This is a genomic window from Sphingomonas sp. ATCC 31555 (genome assembly GCF_000282895.1).
GTDB lineage: Bacteria > Pseudomonadota > Alphaproteobacteria > Sphingomonadales > Sphingomonadaceae > Sphingomonas.
In genome coordinates, this window is the sequence record NZ_ALBQ01000011.1 from 339,585 (window position 1) to 364,833 (window position 25,249).

35 protein-coding genes and 1 other RNA gene are annotated in these 25,249 nt (G+C 64.3%); 21 read left to right on the top strand and 15 right to left on the bottom strand.

Annotated features, from left to right (window positions below):
- Positions 1 to 44 precede the first annotated feature (44 nt).
- Entirely contained in the window at positions 45 to 1,001 is a 957-nt protein-coding gene (locus B215_RS0105960; RefSeq protein WP_019368727.1) for an RluA family pseudouridine synthase, read from the bottom strand.
- A gap of 18 nt (positions 1,002 to 1,019) precedes the next feature.
- On the opposite strand from B215_RS0105960, the gene B215_RS0105965 reads away from it, so the two are divergent.
- The gene (locus B215_RS0105965) at positions 1,020 to 1,421 is read left to right on the top strand and encodes a Mov34/MPN/PAD-1 family protein (protein ID WP_026008998.1); all 402 of its coding nucleotides are present in this window, start codon (positions 1,020 to 1,022) and stop codon (positions 1,419 to 1,421) included.
- Positions 1,422 to 1,432: 11 nt separating this feature from the next.
- Here the strand turns inward: B215_RS0105965 and B215_RS20550 are convergent, their stop codons facing one another.
- Positions 1,433 to 2,560 carry an acyltransferase family protein gene (locus tag B215_RS20550; protein WP_050990137.1) on the bottom strand — a complete coding sequence of 376 codons (1,128 nt, stop codon included), beginning with the start codon at positions 2,558 to 2,560 and terminating at the stop codon, positions 1,433 to 1,435.
- 369 nt (positions 2,561 to 2,929) lie between these two features.
- On the opposite strand from B215_RS20550, the gene B215_RS21250 reads away from it, so the two are divergent.
- From B215_RS21250 to B215_RS0106025, 12 genes are all read left to right on the top strand, one after another.
- Positions 2,930 to 3,073: a lmo0937 family membrane protein gene (locus B215_RS21250; RefSeq protein WP_019368730.1), complete on the top strand. Its 144-nt coding sequence runs from the start codon at positions 2,930 to 2,932 to the stop codon at positions 3,071 to 3,073.
- A gap of 197 nt (positions 3,074 to 3,270) precedes the next feature.
- The gene (locus tag B215_RS0105980) at positions 3,271 to 3,915 is read left to right on the top strand and encodes a histidine phosphotransferase family protein (RefSeq protein ID WP_026008999.1); all 645 of its coding nucleotides are present in this window, start codon (positions 3,271 to 3,273) and stop codon (positions 3,913 to 3,915) included.
- An 87-nt stretch (positions 3,916 to 4,002) separates the two neighbouring features.
- Positions 4,003 to 6,315, top strand: a complete 2,313-nt coding sequence (locus tag B215_RS0105985) for a chemotaxis protein CheA (protein WP_019368732.1) — start codon at positions 4,003 to 4,005, stop codon at positions 6,313 to 6,315.
- Positions 6,315 to 6,749 carry a chemotaxis protein CheW gene (locus B215_RS0105990; RefSeq protein ID WP_019368733.1) on the top strand — a complete coding sequence of 145 codons (435 nt, stop codon included), beginning with the start codon at positions 6,315 to 6,317 and terminating at the stop codon, positions 6,747 to 6,749. Before B215_RS0105985 ends, B215_RS0105990 begins: the two co-directional genes overlap by 1 nt.
- 67 nt (positions 6,750 to 6,816) lie before the next feature.
- A complete protein-coding gene (locus B215_RS0105995) occupies positions 6,817 to 7,182 on the top strand; it encodes a response regulator (protein ID WP_019368734.1) in 366 nt (121 codons plus the stop codon).
- A gap of 18 nt (positions 7,183 to 7,200) precedes the next feature.
- A complete protein-coding gene (gene cheB / locus B215_RS0106000; protein WP_082664504.1) occupies positions 7,201 to 8,298 on the top strand; it encodes a chemotaxis-specific protein-glutamate methyltransferase CheB in 1,098 nt (365 codons plus the stop codon).
- Between the two features lie 29 nt (positions 8,299 to 8,327).
- Positions 8,328 to 9,146 (top strand): CheR family methyltransferase, encoded by an 819-nt coding sequence (locus tag B215_RS0106005; RefSeq protein ID WP_026009001.1) that lies wholly within the window; start codon positions 8,328 to 8,330, stop codon positions 9,144 to 9,146.
- 25 nt (positions 9,147 to 9,171) lie between these two features.
- Entirely contained in the window at positions 9,172 to 9,873 is a 702-nt protein-coding gene (locus B215_RS0106010; protein WP_019368737.1) for an N-acetylmuramoyl-L-alanine amidase, read from the top strand.
- A 79-nt stretch (positions 9,874 to 9,952) separates the two neighbouring features.
- The gene (locus B215_RS21510; RefSeq protein ID WP_192813033.1) at positions 9,953 to 10,498 is read left to right on the top strand and encodes a hypothetical protein; all 546 of its coding nucleotides are present in this window, start codon (positions 9,953 to 9,955) and stop codon (positions 10,496 to 10,498) included.
- 40 nt (positions 10,499 to 10,538) lie between these two features.
- Positions 10,539 to 10,921: RNase P RNA component class A (rnpB, locus tag B215_RS20555), an RNA gene on the top strand.
- A gap of 67 nt (positions 10,922 to 10,988) precedes the next feature.
- Positions 10,989 to 11,525: a J domain-containing protein gene (locus B215_RS0106020; protein WP_019368739.1), complete on the top strand. Its 537-nt coding sequence runs from the start codon at positions 10,989 to 10,991 to the stop codon at positions 11,523 to 11,525.
- Positions 11,510 to 11,821: a hypothetical protein gene (locus B215_RS0106025; protein ID WP_019368740.1), complete on the top strand. Its 312-nt coding sequence runs from the start codon at positions 11,510 to 11,512 to the stop codon at positions 11,819 to 11,821. The genes B215_RS0106020 and B215_RS0106025 overlap by 16 nt, the downstream gene beginning before the upstream one ends.
- 169 nt (positions 11,822 to 11,990) lie before the next feature.
- Here B215_RS0106025 and B215_RS0106030 read toward each other — a convergent pair whose 3' ends face one another.
- The 9 genes from B215_RS0106030 to pspA form a co-directional block, all read right to left on the bottom strand.
- Entirely contained in the window at positions 11,991 to 12,395 is a 405-nt protein-coding gene (locus B215_RS0106030) for a SufE family protein (RefSeq protein WP_019368741.1), read from the bottom strand.
- Between the two features lie 149 nt (positions 12,396 to 12,544).
- Positions 12,545 to 12,793: a hypothetical protein gene (locus tag B215_RS0106035; protein ID WP_019368742.1), complete on the bottom strand. Its 249-nt coding sequence runs from the start codon at positions 12,791 to 12,793 to the stop codon at positions 12,545 to 12,547.
- A gap of 24 nt (positions 12,794 to 12,817) precedes the next feature.
- Positions 12,818 to 13,093, bottom strand: a complete 276-nt coding sequence (locus B215_RS0106040) for a hypothetical protein (RefSeq protein WP_019368743.1) — start codon at positions 13,091 to 13,093, stop codon at positions 12,818 to 12,820.
- A gap of 196 nt (positions 13,094 to 13,289) precedes the next feature.
- A complete protein-coding gene (locus B215_RS0106045) occupies positions 13,290 to 13,556 on the bottom strand; it encodes a hypothetical protein (RefSeq protein WP_019368744.1) in 267 nt (88 codons plus the stop codon).
- 14 nt (positions 13,557 to 13,570) lie between these two features.
- Positions 13,571 to 13,900: a hypothetical protein gene (locus B215_RS0106050; protein ID WP_019368745.1), complete on the bottom strand. Its 330-nt coding sequence runs from the start codon at positions 13,898 to 13,900 to the stop codon at positions 13,571 to 13,573.
- A gap of 17 nt (positions 13,901 to 13,917) precedes the next feature.
- Complete coding sequence (locus B215_RS0106055) at positions 13,918 to 14,211, bottom strand: hypothetical protein (RefSeq protein WP_019368746.1); 294 nt, start codon at positions 14,209 to 14,211, stop codon at positions 13,918 to 13,920.
- A gap of 30 nt (positions 14,212 to 14,241) precedes the next feature.
- Positions 14,242 to 14,613 (bottom strand): envelope stress response membrane protein PspC, encoded by a 372-nt coding sequence (gene pspC / locus B215_RS0106060; protein ID WP_026009003.1) that lies wholly within the window; start codon positions 14,611 to 14,613, stop codon positions 14,242 to 14,244.
- A gap of 1 nt (position 14,614) precedes the next feature.
- A complete protein-coding gene (gene pspB, locus B215_RS0106065; RefSeq protein ID WP_019368748.1) occupies positions 14,615 to 14,887 on the bottom strand; it encodes an envelope stress response membrane protein PspB in 273 nt (90 codons plus the stop codon).
- 3 nt (positions 14,888 to 14,890) lie between these two features.
- Entirely contained in the window at positions 14,891 to 15,559 is a 669-nt protein-coding gene (pspA, locus tag B215_RS0106070; RefSeq protein ID WP_019368749.1) for a phage shock protein PspA, read from the bottom strand.
- Positions 15,560 to 15,781: 222 nt separating this feature from the next.
- Here pspA and B215_RS21260 point away from each other — a divergent pair, with 222 nt between their 5' ends.
- The 3 genes from B215_RS21260 (at position 15,782) to B215_RS0106085 (ending at position 18,217) form a co-directional block, all read left to right on the top strand.
- Positions 15,782 to 15,952 (top strand): hypothetical protein, encoded by a 171-nt coding sequence (locus B215_RS21260; RefSeq protein WP_156804357.1) that lies wholly within the window; start codon positions 15,782 to 15,784, stop codon positions 15,950 to 15,952.
- 6 nt (positions 15,953 to 15,958) lie between these two features.
- Positions 15,959 to 16,999 (top strand): phage shock protein operon transcriptional activator, encoded by a 1,041-nt coding sequence (pspF, locus tag B215_RS0106080; protein WP_019368751.1) that lies wholly within the window; start codon positions 15,959 to 15,961, stop codon positions 16,997 to 16,999.
- Between the two features lie 234 nt (positions 17,000 to 17,233).
- Positions 17,234 to 18,217, top strand: coding sequence for an extracellular catalytic domain type 2 short-chain-length polyhydroxyalkanoate depolymerase (locus tag B215_RS0106085; RefSeq protein ID WP_019368752.1), 984 nt, complete (start codon positions 17,234 to 17,236; stop codon positions 18,215 to 18,217).
- Between the two features lie 3 nt (positions 18,218 to 18,220).
- Here B215_RS0106085 and B215_RS0106090 read toward each other — a convergent pair whose 3' ends face one another.
- The gene (locus B215_RS0106090; RefSeq protein ID WP_019368753.1) at positions 18,221 to 18,643 is read right to left on the bottom strand and encodes a winged helix-turn-helix transcriptional regulator; all 423 of its coding nucleotides are present in this window, start codon (positions 18,641 to 18,643) and stop codon (positions 18,221 to 18,223) included.
- Positions 18,644 to 18,745: 102 nt separating this feature from the next.
- On the opposite strand from B215_RS0106090, the gene B215_RS0106095 reads away from it, so the two are divergent.
- Positions 18,746 to 19,507 (top strand): SDR family oxidoreductase, encoded by a 762-nt coding sequence (locus B215_RS0106095; protein ID WP_026009005.1) that lies wholly within the window; start codon positions 18,746 to 18,748, stop codon positions 19,505 to 19,507.
- A 122-nt stretch (positions 19,508 to 19,629) separates the two neighbouring features.
- Here B215_RS0106095 and B215_RS0106100 read toward each other — a convergent pair whose 3' ends face one another.
- Together B215_RS0106100 and B215_RS0106105 are read right to left on the bottom strand one after the other, a co-directional pair.
- Entirely contained in the window at positions 19,630 to 20,709 is a 1,080-nt protein-coding gene (locus B215_RS0106100; RefSeq protein WP_019368755.1) for a 1,9-bis(guanidino)-5-aza-nonane synthase, read from the bottom strand.
- 201 nt (positions 20,710 to 20,910) lie between these two features.
- Complete coding sequence (locus B215_RS0106105) at positions 20,911 to 22,137, bottom strand: type III PLP-dependent enzyme (RefSeq protein WP_019368756.1); 1,227 nt, start codon at positions 22,135 to 22,137, stop codon at positions 20,911 to 20,913.
- Positions 22,138 to 22,291: 154 nt separating this feature from the next.
- Here B215_RS0106105 and B215_RS0106110 point away from each other — a divergent pair, with 154 nt between their 5' ends.
- The 4 genes from B215_RS0106110 to B215_RS0106125 all read left to right on the top strand — a co-directional run bounded on the left by B215_RS0106110 (position 22,292) and on the right by B215_RS0106125 (position 24,551).
- Positions 22,292 to 23,260: a threonine ammonia-lyase gene (locus B215_RS0106110; RefSeq protein ID WP_019368757.1), complete on the top strand. Its 969-nt coding sequence runs from the start codon at positions 22,292 to 22,294 to the stop codon at positions 23,258 to 23,260.
- Positions 23,232 to 23,438 carry a hypothetical protein gene (locus B215_RS0106115; RefSeq protein ID WP_019368758.1) on the top strand — a complete coding sequence of 69 codons (207 nt, stop codon included), beginning with the start codon at positions 23,232 to 23,234 and terminating at the stop codon, positions 23,436 to 23,438. The genes B215_RS0106110 and B215_RS0106115 overlap by 29 nt, the downstream gene beginning before the upstream one ends.
- The gene (locus B215_RS0106120) at positions 23,420 to 23,608 is read left to right on the top strand and encodes a hypothetical protein (RefSeq protein WP_019368759.1); all 189 of its coding nucleotides are present in this window, start codon (positions 23,420 to 23,422) and stop codon (positions 23,606 to 23,608) included. Before B215_RS0106115 ends, B215_RS0106120 begins: the two co-directional genes overlap by 19 nt.
- A gap of 82 nt (positions 23,609 to 23,690) precedes the next feature.
- Positions 23,691 to 24,551 (top strand): alpha/beta hydrolase, encoded by an 861-nt coding sequence (locus B215_RS0106125; RefSeq protein WP_019368760.1) that lies wholly within the window; start codon positions 23,691 to 23,693, stop codon positions 24,549 to 24,551.
- A gap of 12 nt (positions 24,552 to 24,563) precedes the next feature.
- On the opposite strand, the gene B215_RS0106130 is transcribed toward B215_RS0106125, so the two are convergent.
- On the bottom strand, positions 24,564 to 25,220 hold the full coding sequence (locus tag B215_RS0106130) for an alpha/beta hydrolase (RefSeq protein WP_019368761.1): 657 nt from the start codon (positions 25,218 to 25,220) through the stop codon (positions 24,564 to 24,566).
- Positions 25,221 to 25,249: the final 29 nt, after the last annotated feature.

Genomic DNA, 25,249 nt, shown 5'->3' on the forward strand with positions numbered 1-25,249 from the left:
TTTCCTTCGGGTGCCGGTCCGGCTGGGACGCGAGCACCGAAAACTCATACGACAAGCTGGTTGAACAGTTCCTGCATGTCAGCAGGCATTTCGCTTTCGAACGCTAAAGCGTTACCATTTATCGGGTGGATGAACCCGAGACGCGCCGCATGCAAGGCCTGGCGCTGGAAACCCAAGGTTGCCAAAAGTCCGCGATGGCCGGAACGCATGCTTCCATATAGAGGATCCCCTACCAGGGGATGGCCGATCGAAGCCATATGCACGCGCACCTGATGCGTCCGCCCCGTCTCAAGCCGACATTCTATCAGCGTCGCATCGCGAAGTTCACGAAGTCTGCGCATATGGGTGATCGCGTGCTTCCCGTGACCGGGCGGGCAGATCGCGATTTTCTTGCGGTTGGCTGGCGATCGGGCCAGCGGTGCATCCACCGTGCGGCTTGCCGTGCGCACCACGCCGCTGGCGATCGCCAGATAGCGCCGGTCGATGCTGTGCGTCTTGAACTGCGCCGCCAGCCCGACATGCGCGGGATCCGTCTTGGCGGCGATCATCAGGCCCGAAGTGTCCTTGTCGATCCGGTGGACAATGCCCGGTCGAGCCACGCCGCCGATACCCGAAAGCTGGCCGGTACAATGGTGGAGCAACGCGTTGACCAGCGTTCCGTCGAGATTGCCTGCCGCGGGATGGACGACCAGGCCCGCCGGCTTGTCGATCACGATCAGATGCTCGTCTTCGAACACCACGTTCAGCGGAATGTCCTGCGCTTCATTGTGCGCGGGCTTGGGATCCGGCACGGCCACCTGAAACAGTGCGCCGCCGCTGGCCTTGCGCGCGGGATCGCGGGCAAGCGCGCCATCGGGGCCGGTGACGGCGCCGGAGGAGATCAGCGCCTTCAGCCGCTCGCGGGAAAAGGTGGGCAGGGCATCGGCGAGCGCGCGGTCCAGCCGCCAGCCATGTGCGCCTTCCGCGATCCGCGCTTCTAAGATGGAAACCCCCTGATTCATGTTTTACCGGAAATGGGCATGGGCGTTACGATTTCAAGATCTATACTGGACGGTATGAAAAAAGCTTCGGCTGTCGCTTGGCCGCGGGAGGCATGCGGCCTCCTGTTTGGCGAAAGCGGCGCTATCAACGCCTTTCGCGAGGTTCGCAACGTAGCCGAGCGCCCCGAAACCCATTTCGAGCTGGACCCGGCAGCGCTATTTGCCGCCCTGCGGGCGCAGCGCGAGGGCGGTCCAAGGGTGATCGGCTACTGGCACTCGCATCCGAGCGGCAGTGCGGCGCCGTCCATAACCGACGCCACGATGGCAGCGCCCGACGGCAAGCTCTGGGTCATCCTTGGCGGCGACGAGGTCCGCTGCTGGCGCGCCGGCATTGCGGGGCTGCATGACCGATTTGCGCCCGTGCAGCTTATGGCCATTTGAAAGAGTGCCGTTCAGGCCGAACTTTCTTCACCGATGGTGGCAGGCCGCAAAAGCGCAATCGGCGGCAGCGCCGCTTCTTCCGCAGCGCTTGGTTGGCGTGTCGCGCCTCTTCGAAGCTTGAGACGCACGCCGATCCAGGCGCGGATGCGCCCGTCTGCCACAGCCGCGCCATGGGCGATGGGGAGCATAACGACCACGAACATCGCCATGGAAGCAAGCGGCGACAGCCCGGCCTGCGTCAGGATCGGTAATATCAAGGCGATCAACGGCGCGTGCAGGGCGTAAAGGGGGTACGAAAGGTTTCCCAACAGCCTGAAGCAGCCGGCGACGCCCGGTCGCGCTTCGAGGCAGATCCCCGCCAGCAGCAATGCCGGAAAGGCAATGAACACGATCAGCAACTGCACCATCGGGCGCAAGGACACGGGCGTCGGCATCAGCAGGAGTGCGATCAAGCCAAGCAGCGGGAGCGGTGCCAGCCAGGAAGCACGCCGGTGGTGCAGCGGCAGCACGCGATAGATCAGCATGCCGCCGATGAAGGAAAAGGCGGTGCGGGCCGCGCCGAACGGCGCGCTGGTCCAGAGCCACCCCGAATCCATGTAGAGGGGAGGCGCGATTCTGCTGGCAAGATAGACGGCGGCCACCGCCATCACGATCGCCAGCACCGGCAGGCGCAAGCGCCAGAGGATCACCGCAAAGGCTACGTTGATCGCCAGTTCGAAGAACAGCGACCAGGTCGGCATGTTGAGTGGGAACATGGTGGCGGTGCACGGCGAGGGCAGCATCAGCGCACCGAATAGCGAACTGCACATAAGAACCCCCGCGCTCATCGCCCGGTCGTCGTGCAGCGCGGATGCGATCGCTTGCTTGCCGATCCCCAGCACGCAGGCGGCGGCGTAGAGCGGGAACAGCCGGACCATGCGCATTGCCATGAAGCGGGCGGGCGACAAGCCTTCGGCGAGCTGGCGGTGATAGCTGAAGGCAATGACGAAACCACTGAGCAGGAAGAAGAAATCGACGGCGAGATAGCCAGCAAAGGTTGTGCTGCCATGGCGCTGCATAAGATGATAGGCGACGACAAATATAGCTGCGACACCACGCATGCCATCCAACGTATCAAATCGCTGATCAAGCCGGCTCATGATATGATATCGATTTCGCTTGAAGGTTGTGGGTTAAATGAATTTAACCGTTGCATTGCAACGATAGTATGGATGACTTGCGATGAATGGAGAGAACATGTCAATGTATATGGCGTGACTGAGAAAAATATTTTGCTGCAGTGCACCCTGCGCTGGTTTTCTCACCCCTGATCCGGCCCGGCGGCCATAGCGGTTTGGGCGCGCAGCCCTTTCCTTCCGGCCAGCACATTCGCTCCGCACGCACCTGCGCGTGTCGACAAGTGCCGCCATAGAGGGTTGGAATGTTTCAAACCATTGCTCATTTCAGGCGCGGCCGGAACGATCGGATAGGGTCTGTCGTTGGGTAGCTGGTTTCAGGGAGTGCCGACGATGCTTTGGACGCTGGTTATCATTCTTATCGTGCTGTGGTTGCTCGGGTTCTCGTTCCACATCGCTGGCGGAATCATCCACATCCTGCTTGTGATCGCGCTGGTGATCGGTCTGATCCAGCTGTTCACCGGCCGCAGAGTATAGTCCAGGCGCCCGGCCGGCGATCGATTGCCGGCCGGGCGACGGCATCTGAACAAATGTCGTGATCGCCTAGCTTTATCGCCCTTGTTCCCGAAACCATTTGTCCCGCGGAAGCTTCCAATGGTGCGTGCTGCCTGCCGGGATGCTTGCAGCTTTTCATCCGCTGCGCCAAAGGGGTGCCAACCGGGAGCCGTATTGCCTTGAACATCAGCCCTACCGAATTCGCGAGTCTGCTTTGTTCTCGTTTGTGCCACGACCTGCTCAGTCCGGTCGGCGCGCTGAACAATGGTCTGGAGCTGCTGGCCGATGAGCATGATCCCGAAATGCGCGCCCGGTGCTTGGAACTGCTCAGCGAAAGCGCGCGCGCTAGCGCCAACAAGCTGAAATTCTTCCGTCTTGCATTCGGCGCGGCCGGTGGCTTCGGCGAGACGGTGGACACGCGCGAGGCGCAGGCGGCGCTGGAAGGACTGTTCGGCGACAACCACCGCGTGAAGATCGGCTGGATGGTCGAGGAACCCGTGATGGCGAAGCAGGCGATCAAGGTGCTGCTCAACCTGGCACTGATCGGTGGCGACGCTCTGATCCGCGGCGGCCAGCTGGATATCGGCGCCGAGACCCATGAGGGCATGATCGAAATCGTCATCCGTGCGGATGGCCCCCGCATCGTGCTCGATCCGGAACTGCGTAGCGCGCTAGCCGGTGGCCGCGAGGAAATGGCGATCACCCCGCGCGCGGCGGCTGCCTATCTCGCGCACGAATTGGTGCTTCAGCATGGCGGCGAGCTGCAGGTGAGCCCGCCTGAATCCGACGTGCTGCTGTTCGGCGCTTCCTTCCCGATCGGCTGATCGGTGGTTCGCCGCGGCCGCGCGGTTCTAACCGGGAATTAACCCACGCTCCCCCATGGTGCATCCGGAAATTTCCACCGGGGCCCCATGGACGACCTGTTGCAGGACTTCATCGCAGAGACGCGCGAGACGCTGGAAGCGCTCTCGGGTGAAATCGTCGCGTGGGAGGCCCATCCCGACGATCGCGCGCGCCTCGATGCGATTTTTCGCTTCGTTCACACGGTGAAGGGAAGCTGCGGCTTTCTGGACTTGCCGCGGCTGGAGCGGCTGGCGCACGCGGCGGAAGACGCGCTGGCGCAGGTGCGCGACGGGATTCGTACGCCGGATCGTGCGCTGGTCAACGCGGTGCTCGCGGTGGTCGACAGGATCGGCGAAATCGTGGAGGCGATCGATGCCGGCCATGCGCTCGATCATGGGGGCGAGGATCTTCTGATCGCGGCGCTTGCTGAGGGATCGCAGCAGGTCGCCGCCGTTGCCACCATGGCCGGCCCGCGCGCGCCGTCTCGCAGCGTTCGCCTCAATGTCGATCTGCTCGATCGCATGATGGGCGGCATGTCCGAAATGGTGCTGGCGCGCAACGAACTGGCGCGGCGGCTGCGGATGGCGCCGATCGATCCTGCGGTGGAAGCGGCGCTGGAGCGGCTGTCGCTCACTGTAGGAGAGATGCGCGACACGGTGATGCGCACCCGCATGCAGAAGATCGATGCGCTGTTCTCGCCGCTGCCGCGCATGGTGCGCGACATCGCTGCGACGCTCGGCCGATCGGTGACGCTTCAGATCGAAGGATCGGACGTCGAACTCGACCGCGAGATGATCGAGGTGCTGCGCGATCCTCTGGTGCACATCATCCGCAACGCGATCGATCACGGCATCGAGGCGCCGGGCGATCGGCGCGCTGCCGGCAAGCGGGAGGCGGGCCGACTGACCGTCGCTGCACGCCAGTCGGGCAACCAGATTATCGTCGAAATTGCCGATGACGGGCGCGGGGTGGATGTCGATCGGCTAATTGCCAAGCTGGCCGCGATCGGCGTCCGCCCCGAGCGCGAGCTGCGCGCCCTGCCGTTGCACGCGCAACTTGAACTGATGTTTCATCCGGGTCTGTCCAGCCGGGACAGCGTGTCCGAAGTGAGCGGTCGCGGTGTCGGGATGGATGTCGTCAAGTCCAGCGTCGACCAGATTGGCGGACGCATCGAACTGGACAATCGCCCCGGTCAGGGGCTGCGCATCGCCATCCGGGTGCCGCTGACGCTCTCGATCATGTCAGCGATTATCGTGGGGGTCGGGAATCAGCGGTTCGCCATCCCGCGCCAGTCGATCGAGGAAATCGTCGCGGCACGCGGCCACGCGATCCGCATCGACGTGCTGGGCGACACGCCGATCGTCACGGTGCGCGAGCGTCGGATGCCGCTGCTCGACCTGGCCGAACTGCTCGACCTGCCGCAGCGGGCGGCGTCCGATGCCGCGAAGATGCTGGTGATCGTCGCCGCCGGCGCGGGCAGCTACGCGCTCGTCGTCGATCATGTGATCGACAATGAGGAACTGGTGATCAAGCCAGCCTCGCCCGCGGTGATGGCGACGGGCATCTATGCCGGGCAGACTCTGCCGGATTCCGGGCTGCCGATGCTGCTGCTCGATAGTGGTGGCATGGCGCGGGTTGCGGGCCTGGATTTCACGCGCGATCTGGACGAGGCGTTCGGCGCGGAGCCGGCTGAGCCGGAGGCGCCCGGGCTGGCGGCCTTGCTCTTCCGCGATCTCGATGGCGCGCGCCGGGCGGTGCCGCTCTCCGCCGTCGACCGCGTGGAGCAGGTGGCGGCAAGCCAGGTGTGTCACGCTGCGGGCGCCTATCGGCTGACGGTGGACGACCGGATCCTGCCGTTGGCGATGCAGGGCTCGATCCAGGGTCGCGCGCATTTCGGCGTGCTGCGGTTGAAGGACGAGGACGTCGAAGTCACCTACGCCATCGACGAGGCGCTCGACATCATTACCGTGGCGGCCGATTTCGTGCCGGCGCGCGTGCCCGGGCGCGCGGCCGGGGTCGCGCTGGTTGACGGCGAACTTGTCGAAATTTTAGACGTCCTCTGGATATTCGACACCCACGCCGACCGGGTGGCGGCGAAGGACGCGCCTTTGTGCCTTATCGCCGGCGACAAGGATGGCTGGATGGCGACGTTCGTCCGGCCGTTGCTGGAAACCGCGGGATATCGAGTGGCCACCACCCTCGAAGCGGACGACACGCCTGCAGTGATCCTGTCCGAAGATGCTGCCGATCTTCCGGCCGGCAGCGCGCCGGTCGTGCGGCTGCGGCGCAAGCGTCAGGCGGAAGCGGGGGACGAAAGCGTGTACCGCTATGATCGCGCCGGACTGCTGTTTGCGCTCGAAGCCCGCGTGGGAGCGCGATGATGGAACGTCTGTTTCTACTCGCCGAACTCGCCGGTCGCACTGTCGCCATCGATTCCGACCAGGTCGAATCGGTGGTCGATATCGGCGAAGTAACTGCCGTTCCCCGCGCCGCCAAGTCGATCCGTGGGCTGGCCGCGCTGCGCAGTCGCGTCGTCACGGTGGTGGACACCGAAGCCGCGTTGGGGCTGAACGGCTGCAGCCTTGCCCGCCGAGCGGTGATCACACGGGTCGACGGGCATTTCTATGCAATGCTCGTCGACGTGCTAGAAGATGTCGCGCCGTTCGAACTGCGGCCACTTGCAAGTGGCGTCGTTTTGGAAGGGGCATGGCGAAACGCGGCGCGCGGCATGGTGGAGCGTGACGGAGAACCCGTGCTGGCGATCGACCTGAGCGTCCTGGTACCGAATACCGACCTGCTTGCCTGCCAAGATTAACGATACCATTACACCTTGTCTGGCAAAAGTGAGGGCCAAAAACACCTGCCAGCGGGATCCGGGGAAGATGAAAACGTGCCTCGTCGTGGACGATTCGAAGGTGATCCGAAAGGTCGCCCGGCACATTCTTGAGACGTTGGAGTTCGACGTCCGGGAAGCTGCCGATGGACGGGAGGCGCTCGATTCGTGCCTCGCCGACGTTCCAGACGTGATCCTGCTCGACTGGAACATGCCGGTAATGAGCGGCATGGATTTTCTTCGTGCATTGAAGGAAGCCGGGCTGCCGCAACGGCCCAAGGTGGTGTTCTGCACCACCGAGAACGGCATGGCGTATATCCGCGCCGCGATCGAAGCTGGCGCCGACGAATATGTAATGAAGCCGTTCGATCGCGAGACGCTGGAGAGCAAGCTGCAGATCGTCGGCGTCGCCTGAACGGCAGCGGCAGACCGCATGACCACCCCGCTAGCATCGCTTCCGCCGGAGCGGCCGACTGTGCCTTCTGGCCAAGGCCGTGTGCTGATCGTCGACGACTCGGTCGTCGCGCGATCGGTGCTGAGCCGCATGGTGGAAGGAACGCGCCGCTTCCATGTCGTCGCTGCGCTGAGCGAGGCGCGCAGTGCCCTGGAGTATCTGCGTACGCATCGAGTGGACATCATCCTGCTCGACATCGCGATGCCTGGTATCGACGGACTCACCGCCCTTCCGGATATCGTCATTGCTGGGCGGGGGGCGAAGGTGCTGATCGTCTCTTCCTCCGCCGATGAGGGCGCTGCGACAACCCTGCAGGCGCTTGCTCTCGGCGCGGCGGACACGCTGGTAAAACCGGGCGTCGGCGCTTTTGGGGGGCGCTTTGCCGAGGTGCTGGAGGAGCGCCTCGCCAAATTGTTCGAATCCGCAGCCGAGGCGCCGCTTTTGCCGCAGAGCCAGGGCCGCCCGACCCTTCCAGGCGCTTCGGGAGCGAGCATCGCGCTCGATCCTTTTCAGATCGTCGCGATCGGCGCTTCCACGGGCGGCATTCACGCGCTTAGCCAATTGCTGCGAGAGATTCCGTCAAGCTTCCAACAGGCCATCCTGGTGACGCAGCATCTGCCGCCCAGCTTCATGCAGTACTTCGCGACACAACTGGCGGTGCTGGGCGGGCGACCGTGCGAAGTCGCGACCGATCGTTTGCGCATTCGGCCGGGCCGGATCATCATTGCGCCCGGCGAGGCGCATCTCCGCGTCGTGCGCACCTCTGAAGGAGCAGCGATCCGGCTGAGCACCGACTGGGCGAAAAGCGGCTGCATGCCTTCAGTGGATCCGATGTTCGAGAGTGTGGCGGAAGTCTACGCTAGCCGCGCGGTGGGCGTGGTGCTGAGCGGTATGGGGCGGGACGGCTGCGAAGGTGCCGGGCGCCTGATCGATGTAGGCGCCACCGTCCTTGCCCAGGATCAGGCCACCTCCGTTGTCTGGGGAATGCCGGGAGCTGTGGCCAGCGCGGGACGGGCGACCGCCGTGCTGCCGCCCGATGAAATCGGCCGCCTTATTGTACGGGGGGCGGCCCGGTGATCGGCGGTGAAACTCCCTCGGCGGGCGCGATGCAGTTGATAGGATCGCTGCTCGAACAGCGTACCGGCCAGCAGATCGCCGCCAATCGCGCATGGCGCATCGAAACCGCACTGAAGCCGCTGCTGCGCGAACACGGACTGGCCACGGTGGACGCGCTGGTCGGCCGACTGATCGCCTCGCGCACCGGCGAATTAGCCGACAAGGTGGTTGATGTGTTGCTGAACCAAGAGACCAGCTTTTTCCGCGACGGCGCGGTGCTGGAGCATCTTGTCGACGCAGCAGAGGCGATGCAGGCCGAATTGGCGGGGCGGCGTCTGCGAATATGGTCCGCCGGCTGCTCGACAGGGCAGGAGCCGCTATCGCTGGCGATACTGCTCGCCGAGCGGGCGGATACCTTTGCGACGCCGCCGGAAATCGTTGCCAGCGACGTGTCACCCGCCGCGATCGCGCGCGCGCGCGCCGGCCGCTACTCGCAGTTCGAAATTCAGCGCGGCCTTTCGATCCGCCGGATGGTGCGATGGTTCGACGCCACCGGCGCGGGTGAATGGGTCGCAAATCCCGATCTGGTCCGCTGCATTCAGTTCCGGCGGCACAATCTAACGGCGGACGCGCCCCCGCCGGGCCGGTTCGACATCATCCTGTGCAGGAACGTGATGCTCTATTTCTCGCCAACGCTGCGGCGCCTGGTGTTTGATCAGCTCGCCGGCGCCATTCGTCCCGGCGGCCTGCTGGTGCTGGGGGCGGGAGAGACGGTGATCGGCCTGACTGACCGCTTCACACCCAGCCAAGTATTCCGCGGTATGTACACTACCGTCGAAGCGCCGCCGCCGCTCGCCGCCATTGCCTGAAACCCGGACTGCAGTAGAAGAGCGCATGATCGATGGGCTTGAGATACTGGACGCGCCTTCGCCAAACCATGGCGACCGCTTGCTGCCGATTTCGATGATCGTGCTCCATTACACCGGTATGGAGAGTGGGGAGGCGGCGCTGGCGCGACTGCGCGACCCGGGGGCGCAGGTCTCCGCTCATTATTTGGTCGAAGAGGATGGCCGCGTCTTTCGGCTGGTGTCCGAGGATCGCCGCGCCTGGCACGCCGGGCGGGGGCAATGGCGCGGGATCACCGACGTTAATTCTGCCTCAATCGGGATCGAGATGGTCAACCCCGGCCATGAACATGGCTATCGACCGTTCACACCCGAGCAGATGGGGGCGCTGATCCCGCTTGTCGCCGATATCAAGGAGCGCCACGGCGTCACTCGCGGCAATGTGGTGGGTCATTCAGACGTCGCGCCGGCCCGCAAGCAGGATCCGGGCGAGTTGTTCAACTGGCATGCACTGGCCCGACTGCGGCTGGCGCTGCCGCGGCCGACGCGAAATCTCGTCGATCCCGGCTGGCCGGATGGCGGCTTCATGCTGGCATTGGAACGGTTCGGCTATGATGTCACCGATCCGGTGGCGGCCGTGACCGCGTTCCAGCGCCGCTTTCGCCCGGAGATGATTGACGGCGAGATCGATATGGAATGCCGATGTATCCTGCTGGCGCTGTTGCTGCCCAAGCCGCAGGGTGAAGATTGAGAAACTCGGGAGGATTAACTTCAAATCCTTACGAACTCGCAAGCGAAGTTTGCTGAACTGTTGCTCGGAGGAACAGTCGGTGAGCTTTTCGATTCGCCCGCCTATGACGGCAATCGGCCCGATCCATGTGCGGATGACGGGAACGGTACGTGGGGACGAGAAGGGGCCTGGCGTCGGGATCGTCAACGCCCCCACCGCAGCGGAGGCGACCGCCGAACTGCAACGCGTAGCGCGCGTTTCCGGTGCCGATAAGGTGGTGAGCGTGGCATCCGACTATCGCCGCGCTGCGCTTGCGGGCGGCACCACCAGCACTCAGTGGCGCATTGAAGTGCAGGCGTGGGGGACCGCCATGGCGCCCGCTAAGGTGGATCCTGCCGAAGCCGCAGAGCGCGAGAAGGCGGAAAAGGCGGGTCGGACCCGCGGAGATGCCGAGAAGACTGCGAAAGATGGAACGCCCCGGCCGACCGACTCGATCACGCCGGACAGAGCGATCGTCGACGACACCGCAAGGGAGACCCCTACCGTATCCGCGTCCGAACTGGCCGCCGCTCCGGTGGCTTCCGACACCAGTTCCGCGGCACCGGTCGACGATGCTGTTTCCACGCCGCCAATCCAGGACCTCTGAACAGCTTGCGCGCTGGCGCCGAACCGCTAGAGCGGAGACGTCAGAGGGTCGGGCGGCCGCCGCCTGCTTGCGAAAGCGGGGGGAGGAAAGTCCGGGCTCCACGGAACGACGGTGGCGGGTAATGCCCGCCGGGGGTGACCCCAGGGAAAGTGCCACAGAGAGCAGACCGCCCACTGTCCCGGTTCGCCGGGGTAAGGGCAAGGGTGAAAGGGTGCGGCAAGAGCGCACCGCGCGACCGGTAACGGAAGCGGCTTGGTAAACCCCACCGGGAGCAAGACCGAATAGGGACGGCACATGCGCCTCGTTTCGGCGCGTCGTCCGGGTTGGTTGCTGGAGCGGCGGAGCGATCCGTCGCCTAGAGGAATGGTCGCCTATCCTTCGCAAGAGGGTGGACAGAACCCGGCTTACAGACCCTCTGGCATTTATCTGGACGATGCTGCGGCGCGGCAAGGTCTGGCCTTTAGCCTGCCTCGCGCCTATCTGGACGGCTATGGCGCGACACACGCGATCGATGGACTGGGGCTTTCCCCGCTGGCGCGAGTACGGTTCGGAGCGCGAGGCTGCGCGCGTGCGGCTGTGCGATCGCGACGGCTGCGACAAGCCCGGAGATCGGCCGGCGCCTAAGTCTCCGAATAACCCCGAGCGATGGTATTTCTGCGAGGAACATGCCGCGGAATACAACCGCAACTGGGACTATTTCGCGGGTTTGACTGCAGAAGAGGCGGCCCAACGCGAGGCGAACGAGCGCCGTACGGCGAACGGCTATGCGCAATCGGCTACAAACAGCTGGGCAGGCCCGGGCGACGGCAGCCGCTCGCGCGACGAGATGAAGGCACTGGAAGTGCTGGAACTGGACGTCGATGCGACTTTCGAGGCCGTGCGTGGCGCCTGGCGGCGGCTCGCCAAGGAATTCCACCCCGATGTACGTCCGAACGATGCGGATGCCGCCAAGCGCTTCCAGGCGATCCAGGCGGCCTATGACGTGCTGAAAAGTGTTGAGGACCGGCGCCAATGGAAACCGCAGTGACACAGCTGGTCACGTCCAACTGGGGCAATGCCGTGCTGGTGTGCGGCAAGTGTTCAAAGAAGCTGGGCGGCGGGTTCGGGTTGAAGGGCAAGACTTCGCTCACCAAGGCGCTACGCAAGCAGTTTGGTTTGGGAAAGGGCCGCAAGGCGGAGGTCGGGGTCGTCGAGACCAAATGCCTAGGCCTGTGCCCGGGCGGCGCGGTGACAGTGGTGAACGGCGCAAAGGCGCGCGAATGGCTGATCGTGAAGAAGGGCGCCGATCTGGAGGAAGTCGGGCGCGAATTGGGGCTTTCCTAAGGTCGGAGCTACTGCGCTCGCCACATCCCACCACTATTCCTGCAAAGGCGGGAGTCCATCCGCCTTTGCGTGGAGAAAAGAACCGTGCTTCAGCGCCAATGGATTCCCGCCTTCGCGGGGAGGACGAGGTAATTCGCTGGCGTTGATGGCTTAGCTCACCCGAAAGCGGCTACGCGTACCGCGCCGCGGTTTCGCGAATTAGGGCGATCATGTTGGGGATGCCCTGGGTTCGGTTTGAGCTCAGCTGATTTTTGAGGTCGAATGGAGCGAGCGCGGCTTCAATGTCGGTCGCCTGTATCTCGGCCGGGGTGTGGTCCTGCACCGTCAGCAGCACCAGCGCAATGATGCCCTTGGTGATCGCCGCGTTGGAGTCCGCCAGGAAGTGGAGCCGGCCATCCTCTAGCCGGGTGGGATAGACCCATACTGAGGCCGAACAGCCCCGCACCAGCGTCGCGTCGGTCTTAAGGGGTACGGGCATGTCCTCGAGCCCTTTGCCGAGCTCGATCAGCAAGCGATAGCGATCGTCGGCGTCTAAAAACCCGTATTCTTCTTGGAGATCGGCGAGGCTGGTCATGGCCACTGCGCTAGCGGGCTCGCGCGGGATTCGCCAGCCTCGCCGCTATTTCGCGGGCGTCGCGCCGAAGCGCAGGCCGAGCCGGGGACGGGGCGTCCGCTCCGGGGTCGGAGTGGGGCGGGGCTCGGCCATCGGTTGGGTGGTAGCGCTCACAGGTCCACCCCCGCGGCTATCGCTTCGAGCTTGCGGATGCGTTCCTTCAGATCCGCCAGTTCGATGCGCGAGGCGGCGTTGGGTATCGCCGTCGCCGCGACTTCCGGCCGGTGCAACTCGGCCAGTTCGCGATGCTTCAGCGCCAGCCAACTGCGCCAGCCCGACAGCGCCGCGCCGGTAAGCATCCCAAGGCCAGCCAGGCCGGACAAGGCGAGCGTGATATAGAGTTGAGGGTCGCTGGTCATGGTTCCTGCTCCCGAAAACATGGCTTAGATCCGGTTCTTGTCGCGCAGCTTCTCGATCTCGTGGTCGAGCCGCAGGCTGTTTTCATTGTCGGTGATGACGCGCTCGAGCACCTGGACGCGCTCCTTGAGGGCGCGGATCTCGTCGCGTAGGCGGTCGGCCTCGAACTTCTCGGCCGGGTCTCGGCTCGCAAGCCCTTCAAGCCTGCCATCCCGGCCCTTGACCATGCCGTAGCGCGCCTGGAGAACCTTGCCGATCGTGATCACGACGATGATGGCCACGACCATTTCGAACGGGTTCATTGCACCTTACTCCCCTAGTCGGCGCACGTGGCGCCTCAATTCCCTGCTTGCGATGCCTGGGCGGCGCGCAGGGCGCGGCGGCGGGGGCGATCGCGGCTTTCAGCGAGGGCAATAGCTCCCCCGCACAGTGCGGCAAGCACTGCGAGCATGACAATCATCGAAATTTCCTTGCTTAGAAGAAGGTGGGAACGTTTCTTCAGTTCAGCGGCGCGTCGCGCAGCTTCTCGATCTCTTCGGCGAGGCCCATGCCACGGTCGGTGAGGATCCGCTCGAGCACCTGGACCCGCTGTTCCAGCCGCGCCGTCTGGGCGGCGTATTGGGCAGCCTTTTCCGCGGTCATCTGGGCTTCGATTTCCATGCGGCGCTCCCACAGCTTGAACAGCGGGCGGAAGAAGACACCGCCGATGATCGCTACCAGGCCGCAGCTGATGCCGAGAATGGGGATCAGGATCGGGGAAAGCATGGTTTGCGTTCCTTTCAGTTCGAGCGGGTGCGGAGCGCTTCGATCTCGCGATCGAGCAGGTGCGCGCCGCCGGTCACGATGCGTTCGACATTGGCCAGCCGATCCTTGACCGAGCCGAGCTCGGCGCGCAGCTGGGCGTTTTCCTGGCTGAGCAGCTTGATCCGCTCGATCGCCTCGTCATCTCGCTTGGGATAGACGGCTTTGCCCCAGCTATTTTCCAGCGGGTAGCCGTTCTTGATCCGCAGCCAAGTGGTGAACAGCCAGCCTATCGTGCCCAGAAAACCCAGGCCAATTCCCGCCAGGATGATCCAAGGAAGGAAGGGGGCGAGTTGCAGTTCGATCATGGTGTGTCTCCCTGAACTCAGCGCAGCGCGTCGATAGCGCGGGCGGTGCGCTCGGCGGGTTCGGTGGCGATCCGCTCGAGCACGGCGATCCGGTCTTCCAGCCGGCTGATCTGGCCCGCGAGCCGTTCGTTCTCGGCTACCAGCAGGGCGATCTTGCGGGCGGCATCCGGATCGGCCTTGTCGATGTTCGCCCCGAAATCGTCGCTGATCGAATAGCCGTGCTTGGCACGGATCCAGTTGTTCACGACCCAGCCAATGGTCGAGATCGCGACGATGGCGATCACGAAGCCGGGGCCACTCAACCAGTTCATTGTCTGCCTCCCAGTTGACTGCCGGCGCGGTTAGCGCAGGCTGTCTATTTCGTCAGCGAGCCGGGTGTTGCGGCTCGTGTAGAACATCTCGATGTCAGCCAGCCGACGATCGATGTCGCGAAACTTCGAGCGGACCTCCGCAGTCGAGCGCTTCGGGCTCGACCGCACGCCCTGCCAGAAGCGTTCGTCTTCCGGCGTGTCGTAGAGGCCTACGGGCTTGGGGTTCGCGATCCAGGCGATCACGAAGTAGCCGAGGGCGACCCAGCCGGTGGCGATGGTGAGCAGCACGGTGGCCACCCGGATCCAGGTGACATCGATCCCGGTATAATCGGCCAAGCCAGCGCAGACGCCCATGAACTTGCGGTTTTGTCTGTCGAGGTAGAATTTCGTACGAGCGGACATCTCAGTTCCTCCGTGAAGGATCGTAAGGAGCCTGTTCGGGGCGTTGCGCCGAGAGCGGGCGATAGTCGGGATTGTCGGCGGCGATGATCCGTTCGACCGTGTTTAGCCGGTCTTCCAGCATACGCGCCGTACGATACAGGTCATCGAGCAGGTTCTCATCTTCCCGGGTTATCGTCCCGGCCTGCTTCCACTTGGTGACATAGTGGAAGACCAGCCAGGGCAGTCCGATAAAGAGGATGGCGCAGACGAGGACCGGAATGAGAACCTCTTCCACCGATTATACTCCCTTACTCAGCCGCGCCTTGAGCGCTTCGAGTTCGGCGTCGACCTTCTCCGACGAACGGAGCTCGGCGATTTCCTCTTCAAGCGTCTTCGGGTTGCCGCCCAGACCCATCGCATCGGCACGACCTTCGGCCAGGTCGACGCGGCGTTCCAGGATGTCGAACCGCGAAAAGGCGTCCTGCATCTTCGCGCCGTTCGTCATTTCGCGCAACTTGGCGCGATTGTTGGCGCTTTCCAGTCGAGCGACGATCGAGTTCTGGCGCACCCGCGCCTCGCGTAGCTTGTTCTGCAGCTTGTTGATGTCCTCTTCCGAAGCGCGCAGCGCGTCGTCGAGCACAGCGATTTCCTGCTGCAGCTGGTCGCACATGTCAGCGGCCTTCTGTTTTTCAACCAGAGCGGCCTTGGCGAGATCCTCGCGATCTTTGGAAAGCGCCAGTTCGGCCTTTTCGGTCCAGCTTTCCTGAAGCTTTTCCAACTTGGCGATGTGGCGACGCATTTCCTTCTGGTCCGCAATGGTGCGGGCGGCACTGGCGCGAACCTCTACCAGCGTTTCTTCCATCTCGAGGATGATCATGCGGACCATCTTCGCCGGATCCTCGGCCTTGTCGAGCAGGTCGGTAACGTTGGCGGCGATGATGTCGCGGGTTCGCGAAAAGATACCCATGATGTGCGCTCCTTCGTGTTTTTGTGGGTGCCGCCGGAAGGGATGGGGGCCCTTCCGGCGGCCCCGGCATCCCGAGGGATGGGATGCCGGGGAGACCTCGTGTGCCGCCTCAGGCGATCGCCGGGGCCACCGCGCCTGCCATCAGAACGGCGCTGGCAAGGAAGGCGAGGGAAACCGCCAGGAAGGCGTTGCGGAGGGTGTTGATCTGGTTGGTCATGATCGGTGTTCCTGAACCTTGGTAGGTTGAAGTTGCTGCCCGTCATCGGGCTTGCTTCCATCAATGCAGGAGGCGTGCCAACTTCTGAAAAACGCGAAAATGCGCCATTTTCCTACCGATACAATATGCCGGTTGGCAAAAACCCCTTGCCAAAAGTTGGGAAAATTCACCAATGATAGGGCATGGACCGCACGACCCAAGTTATCGGAGAATCTTCCGCGTTTTTGGATGCGCTGGAACGCGCAAGCCGCGCGGCGCAGCTTGACCGCCCTGTGCTGGTGATCGGCGAGCGCGGGACCGGCAAGGAACTCGTCGCAGAACGTCTCCACCGCCTCAGCCCGCGCTGGGATCAGCCGCTAGTAACAATGAACTGCGCAGCGCTCCCCGAAACGCTGATCGAAGCCGAACTGTTCGGCCATGAGGCCGGTGCGTTCACCGGCGCTACGAAGGCACGGACCGGGCGGTTCGAAGAAGCCGACGGCGGCACGCTGTTCCTCGACGAACTCGGCACTCTTTCCATGGGGGCGCAAGAGCGACTCCTGCGCGCAGTGGAATATGGCGAGGTGACACGGATCGGATCCTCGCGCCCGATCCGCGTCGACGTGCGGATCGTTGGCGCTACCAATGAGAACCTGCCGCACCGGGTGGAAAAGGGGACTTTCCGCGCCGATCTTCTCGATCGCCTCAGTTTCGAGGTCGTCACTCTGCCGCCGCTGCGGCATCGTGGCGGCGATGTGGAGGTGCTCGCTGAATTCTACGGGCGGCGCATGGCTTCCGAGCTGGGGTGGCAGGATTGGCCCGGATGGGGACCGAACGCGCTCGATGCGCTGCTTTCCTATGACTGGCCAGGCAATGTCCGGGAACTGCGCAATGTCGTAGAGCGCGCAGTGTATCGCTGGGAGCAGGGTGGGCCGATCGATCGGATCGAAATCGACCCATTCGCCTCGCCCTATCGGCCGCGGCCCATGGCGTCGTCGATGAGCCCGGTGGAAAAACCGGCCGAGGCGGCAGTGCCTGCCGCACCTGCACCGACAATGTCGGAGCCGGCGGAGTTGAGCGGCGATTTCAAGACGCGCGTGGCGCGGTTTGAGAAGCAGTTATTGTCCCAAGCGCTGGCCGAGCATCGCTTCAACCAGCGCGCGACAGCCGAGGCGCTGGGGCTTACCTATGATCAGCTGCGGCACGCACTGCGACGGCACGATTTGCTGGGCGCCGGAGGATAGGTTTTGCGAAACGTTCGCAACTAGATGTGCGAATGCTTAGCAATAACCGTTGATCGCGGGCAGTACTCTATCTGGAGCGACGCCAGCATGCGCTCGTTCGTCTTTCGCTGGCGCAGCAAACCTGCTATGCTCTCATCTGGTCGCAAGGCCGTCCAGCACCCGTCCATAGAAGGCGCTTGGCGGATCGTCCCAATCCGGGGGGTGAAGATGCGAGCCCTTTTTCTTTGTTTACCAATGCTTGCGCTGCTCCGAGCGCCTGATGTCACCGCCCAGGAACTACCTACATTGGGTGCAGATCGGGCCAAGCTGTCCGTCTCCGGCCTGTCCTCGGGCGGCTTCATGGCGGTGCAATATGCTGTGGCCTTGTCGAGCGAAGTGATGGGCGTGGGCGTCGTCGCAGGCGGGCTATATAATTGCGGCGCCGCTTTTCCCATTTCGGTGATCTCTTCCTGCATGCAGCGCGCTTGGACCGCGCCCGCGAGCTGGTCCGCCGTAACCACTTTCTCCCGTGCCGGATCGATCGACCCGGCTGAGAATATAGCGCGCCAGCGCGTCTATTTGTTCAGCGGCAGCGAGGATGCCGTGGTGGCGCCGGCGGTGGTGCGAACGCTGCTCAATTTCTACGTCATGGCCGGCGTACCAGGCCAAGCGCTGCGCTATCGCGACGACGTGCCTGCCACTCACGCCTTCGTCTCTGCAAGTGTGGGCGGAAGGTGCGGAAAGACGAGTTCGAGCTATGTCGTTCGATGTTTCATCGCGGGGAAGCCCTACGACCAGCCGTATGAAATATTGAACCACATCTACGGACTAAAAGTGCGTGCCGCAGTAAGGCTGTCCGCCGCGCCGATGGCCTTTGACCAGCGGCCCTACGGCAGCGCGCAGGCGCTGATGGCGAATACCGGCTATGTCTTCATTCCCGCATCGTGCCGCAAGGCGGGAGCGGACTGCGCCGTGCACGTCGTGTTCCATGGCTGCATGCAGAGCGCCGACACGCTTGGCAGCGACATCATCTATCGCAGGCTGGGGTATAACCGCTGGGCTGATCGCAATGGCATCATCCTGCTCTATCCCCAAGTGAACCGGACGCTGCCGTTGCCAAATCCCTATGGCTGCTGGGACTGGTGGGGCTATAGCCAATGGTTCGGTTTCCAGCTGCGGCACGCGCCGCAGATCGACACGGTACGCCGGATGGTAACTCGGCTGCAGCAAGCATCCTGACAGCTATGCGGGGCCGCTACGAGCGGCGTCGCTGTCCGCCCGCCGGTTGTCGAACGCAGCGCGCGCGGCGTCGATCCGCTCCAGGTTGGCCGCAGCCCAGATCCACACGCCGCAAAATGCTTCCGCCAGCGTCCCGCCCAGATCGGTGAGCTTGTAATCGACCCGCGGCGGGATAATGGCATGGATGGTGCGGATCACCAGCCCGTCGCGCTCCATCTGGCGCAGCGTCTGGGTGAGCATCTTCTGGCTGATGCCCGGCACCGCCTTGCCGATCTGGGTGAAGCGCAACTCGCCCTGCTCGATCAGCGTTTCGAGGATCAGCATCGTCCATTTGTCGGCGACGCGGCCGATCACCTCGGTAACCAGCGCTTCCACGCGCGGGTCCATCTCCGGATAGTTGGCATGGGTGGTTGCGGCAGCGGGCATCGGGTCACTCTCTTTTGGGTGCGTATAAATCTTTCGGGTGCCTTCTTTCGTCGGGAGCCTAGCGGCGTACATCGCCGCCAGCAATCAGCACTGGAGGCGATGATGAAGACCCAAGGCAACACCATCCTGATCACCGGCGGCGGCTCGGGCATCGGCGCGGCGCTCGCGCACCGGTTCCATGATGCGGGGAATACCGTGATCGTCGCCGGGCGGCGGCGCGAGGCGCTGGAGGCGGCGTGCGAGGGGCGGGCGAACATGCACGCGCTGACGCTCGACGTGGAAACCGCCGCAGGCGTGGCGGATTTCGCCGAGCGGCTGCTGGCGGCGCATCCCGCCGTGAACGTCCTGATCAACAATGCCGGGATCATGCGGTTCGAGGCGCTCGACGCGAAGCGGGATCTCGCCGATGCCGAGGCGACCATCGCGACCAACCTGCTCGGGCCCATCCGGTTGATCGACGCGCTGGTCGAGCATCTCGCGACGAGGCCCGACGCGGCGATCGTCAACGTCACCTCGGGGCTGGCCTTCGTGCCGCTCGTGACGACGCCGACCTACAACGCCACCAAGGCGGCGATGCACAGCTACACCGTGTCGCTGCGCGCGGTGCTGGACGGGCGGGTGGAAGTGATCGAACTGGCGCCGCCGGCAGTGCAGACCGAACTCACCCCGGGGCAGAGCCAGCGGCCGGGCTACCAGCCGCTCGACGACTTCGCCGATGAGGTGATGGCGCTGTTCGGGCAGGTGCCGACGCCGACGGAAATCCTGGTCGAGCGGGTGCGGCCGCTGCGTTTCGCAGAGCGCGAGGGGCAGTTCGATGCGGTGCTGGCCCACCTGACCGCGATAGCGACGGCCCACTCGGGGTGAGTCCCCTTGATCCTCCCCGTGCCGGGGAGGATCTGACAGCAAAACGGCCGGGGATCGCTCCCCGGCCGTTTCGTTTTTCCGGATGGGCCGTCTCAGGGCGAGCGGGGCTCGCTCCGTGCGGCTCAGGCGAACAGCTTCGCCCAGCCGCGCTTGGCGCGGTCCTTCCAGTGGCCGCGGTGATAGGCGTCGGACGCCAGCAGCGGCATCACCGAACCGGCTTCCGCGAACACCATCTGCTCGATGCCGGTGTTCACCTTGCCCCAGCTGGCGGCTTCCTGCAGCGTCGAGGACGAGCAGGCGCCGTCGCGCACGTCGGCGACGGTGATCTGCACCGCGTACTTGTGCACTTCCACATCCTCATGGCCGAGGATTTCGGCGCAGACGACGGTGTCCTGGATGAAGTTCTTCGGCACGCCGCCGCCGATCATCAGCAGGCCGGTGGTGCCCGCCTGGATCTTGATCTCGGTCAGCTCGCGGAAGTCCGCGACCGCGTCGATCATCAGGTACGGCTTGCCCGCCTTCATCTGGTCGACCTGGTGCTTGACGAGGCCGAAGCCCGCCGAGCTGTCGACGAATGCTGGGCAGAAGATCGGCACGTCATGCTCATAGGCGAGCTTGACCAGGCTGTTTTCCTTCTTGCCGTGCTCCGAGAGGTACTTGCCCATCTCGCGAATGAAGGCGCGGCTCGAATAGGCGCGCGGCTCCAGCTCGTTCGCGATCTTGTTGATCGTGAAGTCGCAGTCCTGGAGCTGCTCCTCGTCGATGTACGTGTCGTAGATGCGGTCGATATAGAGCGAGCGCAGCGTGTCGTCGTCGGGGATTTCGAGCGCCTGATAGTGCTTGTGGCCCAGGCCCTCGAAGAAATCCATGTCGACGATGGTCGCGCCGGTGGCGACGATCACGTCGACCATGTTGTTGCGCACCAGCTCGGCATAAAGGTCCATGCAGCCGCCCGCCGAGGTCGAGCCCGCGATCACGAGGCAGACCGTGCAGTCCTTGTCGGCCAGCATGTCGTTGTAGATCTTGGTCGCGCGGCCGAGGTCGCGGCTGGTGAAGCTCATGTCGCTCATCGCATCGACGATCGGACGCGCGTCGAAGCTCTTGATGTCGATGTGCTTGACCTGCTTCGAAAGCAGTTCGGACTTGCGGGTATCGTTGATCGGGGCGTTGGCCGCCGCGGTCTTGGTGAGGCTGTCGGTCATGGGAACTCCCATTTTCACATGGCCGCCGTCATTCAAAGGGGACGCGGAAACCCATCTCTGCTCCCCCTCCCACGTGCGGGAGGGGGCCGGGGGGTGGGAGCCCGCTCGCCACCGGCGATCCGGTGCGAGAATGTCGGGGGCCCACCCCCAGCCCCTCCCGCAAGCGGGAGGGGAGCATCTTCGTTCGCTACGAGTGCAGCGTTACAGCTTGACGACGTTCGAGGAAACCTCGACCGCTTCGTCTTCGCCGGTGTAGAGCGAAACCATCGGCTCGTCGTCGACGATCACCGTGTCGCCGGCGGGGAAGCCGTTGAAGCCGGTGCGCATCGCGGCACCATAGGCGCCGAGCATGCCGATCTCGATATAGTCGCCCGCCTGGATGTCGGCCGGCAGCTCGAACGGGCCCGCCATGCGATCCATGTCGTCGCAGGTGGGGCCGTAGAAGCTGAAGCCCATGTCCTTGGCGTTCGAATCCGGCTCGCGGAGGAGACGGACCGGGAAGCGCCAGCCGATATGCGCCGCATCGAACAGCGCGCCATAGGCACCGTCGTTGATGTACAGCTCGTCGCCGCGACGACGCTCGACGCGCACGATCAGCGAGCTGTACTCGGCGCACAGCGCACGGCCCGGCTCGGCCCACAGCTCTGCCGAATAGGAAATCGGCAGGCTTTCGAAGGCGCGGTGGATCGTCGCGAAATAACGCTCGAGCGGCGGCGGCTCCATGCCGGGATAGCTGGACGGGAACCCGCCGCCGACATCGACGACATCGACCGTGACGCCCGCCTCGACGATGGCGGCGCGGGCGCGCTCCATCGCATTGGCATAGGCTTCCGGCGACATCGCCTGGCTGCCGACATGGAAGCAGATGCCCAGGGCATCCGCGACCTGGCGAACCGCGATCAGCAGGTCCTTGCTCTCGCCCGGGCCGACGCCGAACTTCGACGCGAGGCTCAGCTTCGAGTGATCCGACGAGACGCGGAGGCGTACGCACAGCGTGAGATCGGTGGCGCCCTTGGTGGCGCGGACGATCTTGTCCAGCTCTTCCATGCTGTCCAGGCTGAATACGCGAACGCCGTGCTCGAAATACGCCTCGGCGATGGCTTCCTCGGCTTTTACCGGGTGCATGAAGCAAAGCGTGGCTTCGGGCGCGACACCGGCGACGAGGCGAACCTCGGCGATCGATGCGACGTCGAAATGCGTGATTCCGCTCTCCCACAGGATCCGGATCAGATCCGGCGAGGGATTGGCCTTCACGGCATACATCGAACGACCCGGGAACTTCTCTGCGAAGAACCGGGCCGCACGCGATGCTGCGTGCGGGCGGACGAGCGTTACCGGCTGGACCGGACGAAGCTTAGCGATATCGGCCACGCGGGTGGTGCCGACGAGGGTGGTCGCTAACCCCAGCGCGCGATGATGCTTGTGCAACTCAAGGGACCTCCAAATGCCGTGAGGCAAACATTGACGAAAAGCTGCCTTGCGGTTGGAAGTCCCATGGGGCAGCGGAGGAGCGCACATATGCGCGTCGGTCCCCCGTGTAAAGTGATTCTGGGGTCCGTTTTTCTACGGCGAGGGATGCCCTGTGACGATTCTGCGACAGCCCACCCGCGCCGGGGTCCGCGACGCCGCCGCGAAGATGGCAGCGATCCTCCCGCCAACGCCTTTGCTGGTGCACGACGTGCGCGGCGTGCCCGTCGCGTTCAAGGCGGAAAGCCTGCAGCCGATCGGCGCCTTCAAGATCCGCGGTGCGTGGCACCGGCTGACCGCGCTGGACGAGCGGGTGCGCGACAAGGGGGTTGTCGCCTTCTCCTCAGGCAACCATGCGCAGGGCGTCGCCTGGGCGGCGAAGCGGCTGGGCATCCCCGCAGTGATCGTAATGCCGGCGGATGCGCCCCGCGTGAAGCTGGAGGCGACACTGGCGCTGGGCGCGGAAGTGGTGCGCTACGACCGCTCAACGGAGAGCCGCGAGAAGATCGCCGAGCAACTCGCTCATGCCCGGGGCGCGACGCTGGTTCCCAGCTTCGACGACCCCTGGATCATTGAGGGCCAGGGCAGTGCCGGAATCGAGGCCGCCCGGCAGATGGCCGACGCAGGACTAGAAGCTCCCGCCAGGGTGCTGGTGCCTTGCGGCGGCGGCGGGTTGTCAGCCGGCATTTCGCTTGCGCTGCCCGAGGCGGAGATAGTGCCGGTTGAGCCGGAAGGTTGGGACGACATGCGCCGAAGCCTGGAAGCGGGCTGGATCGAACCGGTGGCCGACAATCCGCCGGCAACGGCATGCGATTCCTTGCAGACGCAGCGAGTTTCTTCGCTTACATTCGACGTGCTCTCGCGGCGTGGGGCGATCGGCGTCGCGGTGAGCGAGGCCGATATTCGCGCGGCGCAACGCTGGGCTGCGGCCAAGCTGCGGCTGGTCGTCGAGCCTGGTGGCGCGGCGGGGTTGGCGGCGCTACTGCGCGGCAAGGTACAAATTGAACCCGGCCTGCTGGTGATCGTTTCCGGCGGCAATGTCGACAGGGAGGATTATGCGCGAACGCTCGCGGAAACGGAATGATGAGGGCAATGTTATCGGCGGAGCGATCGCACAGGCCGCCAGCGTCGGTACGCTCGCGCTTGGCCATTTCCTGTGGTTTGCGCTGCGCCTCGCATATCGCGGCGAACCGCGCCTGGCAGCGGCCGCCGCCTTTGTCTGTGTGGCGACGGGGGTAACGCTGTGGGCGGTGGTGACCTGAACAGCCTCTCCGCACTCTACCCGCTGATGATGAGCATCGCGGTGCTAGGTGTGCTGGCGCTCGCCTGGGGTGGCATGACAGTGCTGCGGCGCGGCGACCGAAGACGCGGTGTGCTGATGCTGATCTGCGCCGCGGTGATCCTAGGGAATGCGTTGATCTGGACGGTATAGCGGATACAATTTGTTACCGTTTCGGCTTCGACTTGAATCGACATACTCGGTTAGGTTCGCCCCGAGTTGATGGGGTTATGCGATGCGCATTCTTCTCGCGATATTGGTGTGCGTTCTGTTTGCGGCCAGGCCGGCACCAGCACAACAAGGCGCGGTTCCATCCGAGCACGCCTATGGCGCAGCGCCGGCACAGAAGCTGGACTTCTATCCGCCCAGTCGTCTGGGAGCGGCAGCGCCGCCGCTGGTAATATTCGTGCACGGCGGCGGCTGGCGGCGCGGCAGCAAGCAGAATGCCACTGGCGCGTCGAAGATCGTCCATCTGCGCGACGCCGGCTACGCCTTCGCAACAATCGACTATCGTCTGATCCCGCAGGCGTTGATAGAGCAGCAGGCCGAAGACGTGGCGGCTGCGATCGATTGGCTCATCGACCATGCGGGAGATCTCGGCTTCGATCCGACCCGCGTGATCCTGATGGGGCACAGCGCGGGCGCGCACCTTTCCGCGCTGGTCGGCACCGATCCGCAGTATCTGCAGAAGGTGGGCTTTGCGCCCGATCGGTTGCGCGGCATCATCCTGCTCGATGGCGCCAGCTACGACGTGCCAGCGCAGTTGGCAGGGGCGGGGCGAGTCATGCGGCCGATTTACGTCCAAGCGTTCGGCAGCGATCCGGCGCGGCAACGGGCGCTCTCCCCGATCGCACATGTGGCTGCGCCCAATGCACCTTCCTTCCTGATCCTGCACGTCGATCGGGACGAAGGACAACGCCAGTCGGCGGCGCTGGCGAGCGCGCTGAAAGCCTCGGGCGTCAAAGTCACGTTGCAGGCGTTCGAAGGCCGCGGCTTGCGCGGCCATGTCGCGATAAACCGCCGGTTGGGCGAGGCGGACTATCCGGCCACCGTGGTGGTGGACCGCTGGCTCAGCGCGACGCTCGCGTCACGCTGAGCCCACGGATCCTCAGCGGATCGGGCAGTTCGGATCGAGCCGCATATCGAGATATCGATCGACCGATCCCATGAGCTGATCCATCTCATGTTCGAAGAAATGGTTCGCGCCCGGGATGGTATCGTGGTGGATGGTGATGTGCTTCTGGGTGCGAAGCTTGTCGACCAGCTTTTGTACGGCACCCGGGGTCACCACTTCGTCCTGCTCACCCTGTACAATGATGCCCGAGCTGGGGCAGGGGGCGAGGAAGGTGAAGTCGAACATGTTGGCCGGCGGAGCGATTGAAATGAAGCCGCGAATTTCCGGGCGGCGCATCAGCAGCTGCATGCCGATCCAAGCGCCGAAGCCGAAGCCGGCAACCCAGGTGGTCGATGCTTCCGGGTGGAAGCTCTGCACCCAATCGAGCGCGCTGGCCGCATCGGAAAGCTCGCCTATGCCGTTGTCGAAAGTGCCTTGGCTCTTGCCGACGCCGCGGAAGTTGAAGCGCAGCGTAGCGAAACCGCGGCGCTGGAAGGTCTTGTAGAGATCCTGGACGATGCGATTGTTCATCGTGCCGCCCGCATTCGGGTGCGGGTGGAGGATCATGGCGACCGGGGCGCGGGGGCGCGGCGCGGGGGCGAACCGCCCTTCAAGGCGGCCTTCGGGTCCGGGAAAGATGACTTCGGGCAAGGCAGTTCCTGTCGAAAGGGAATAGCGCT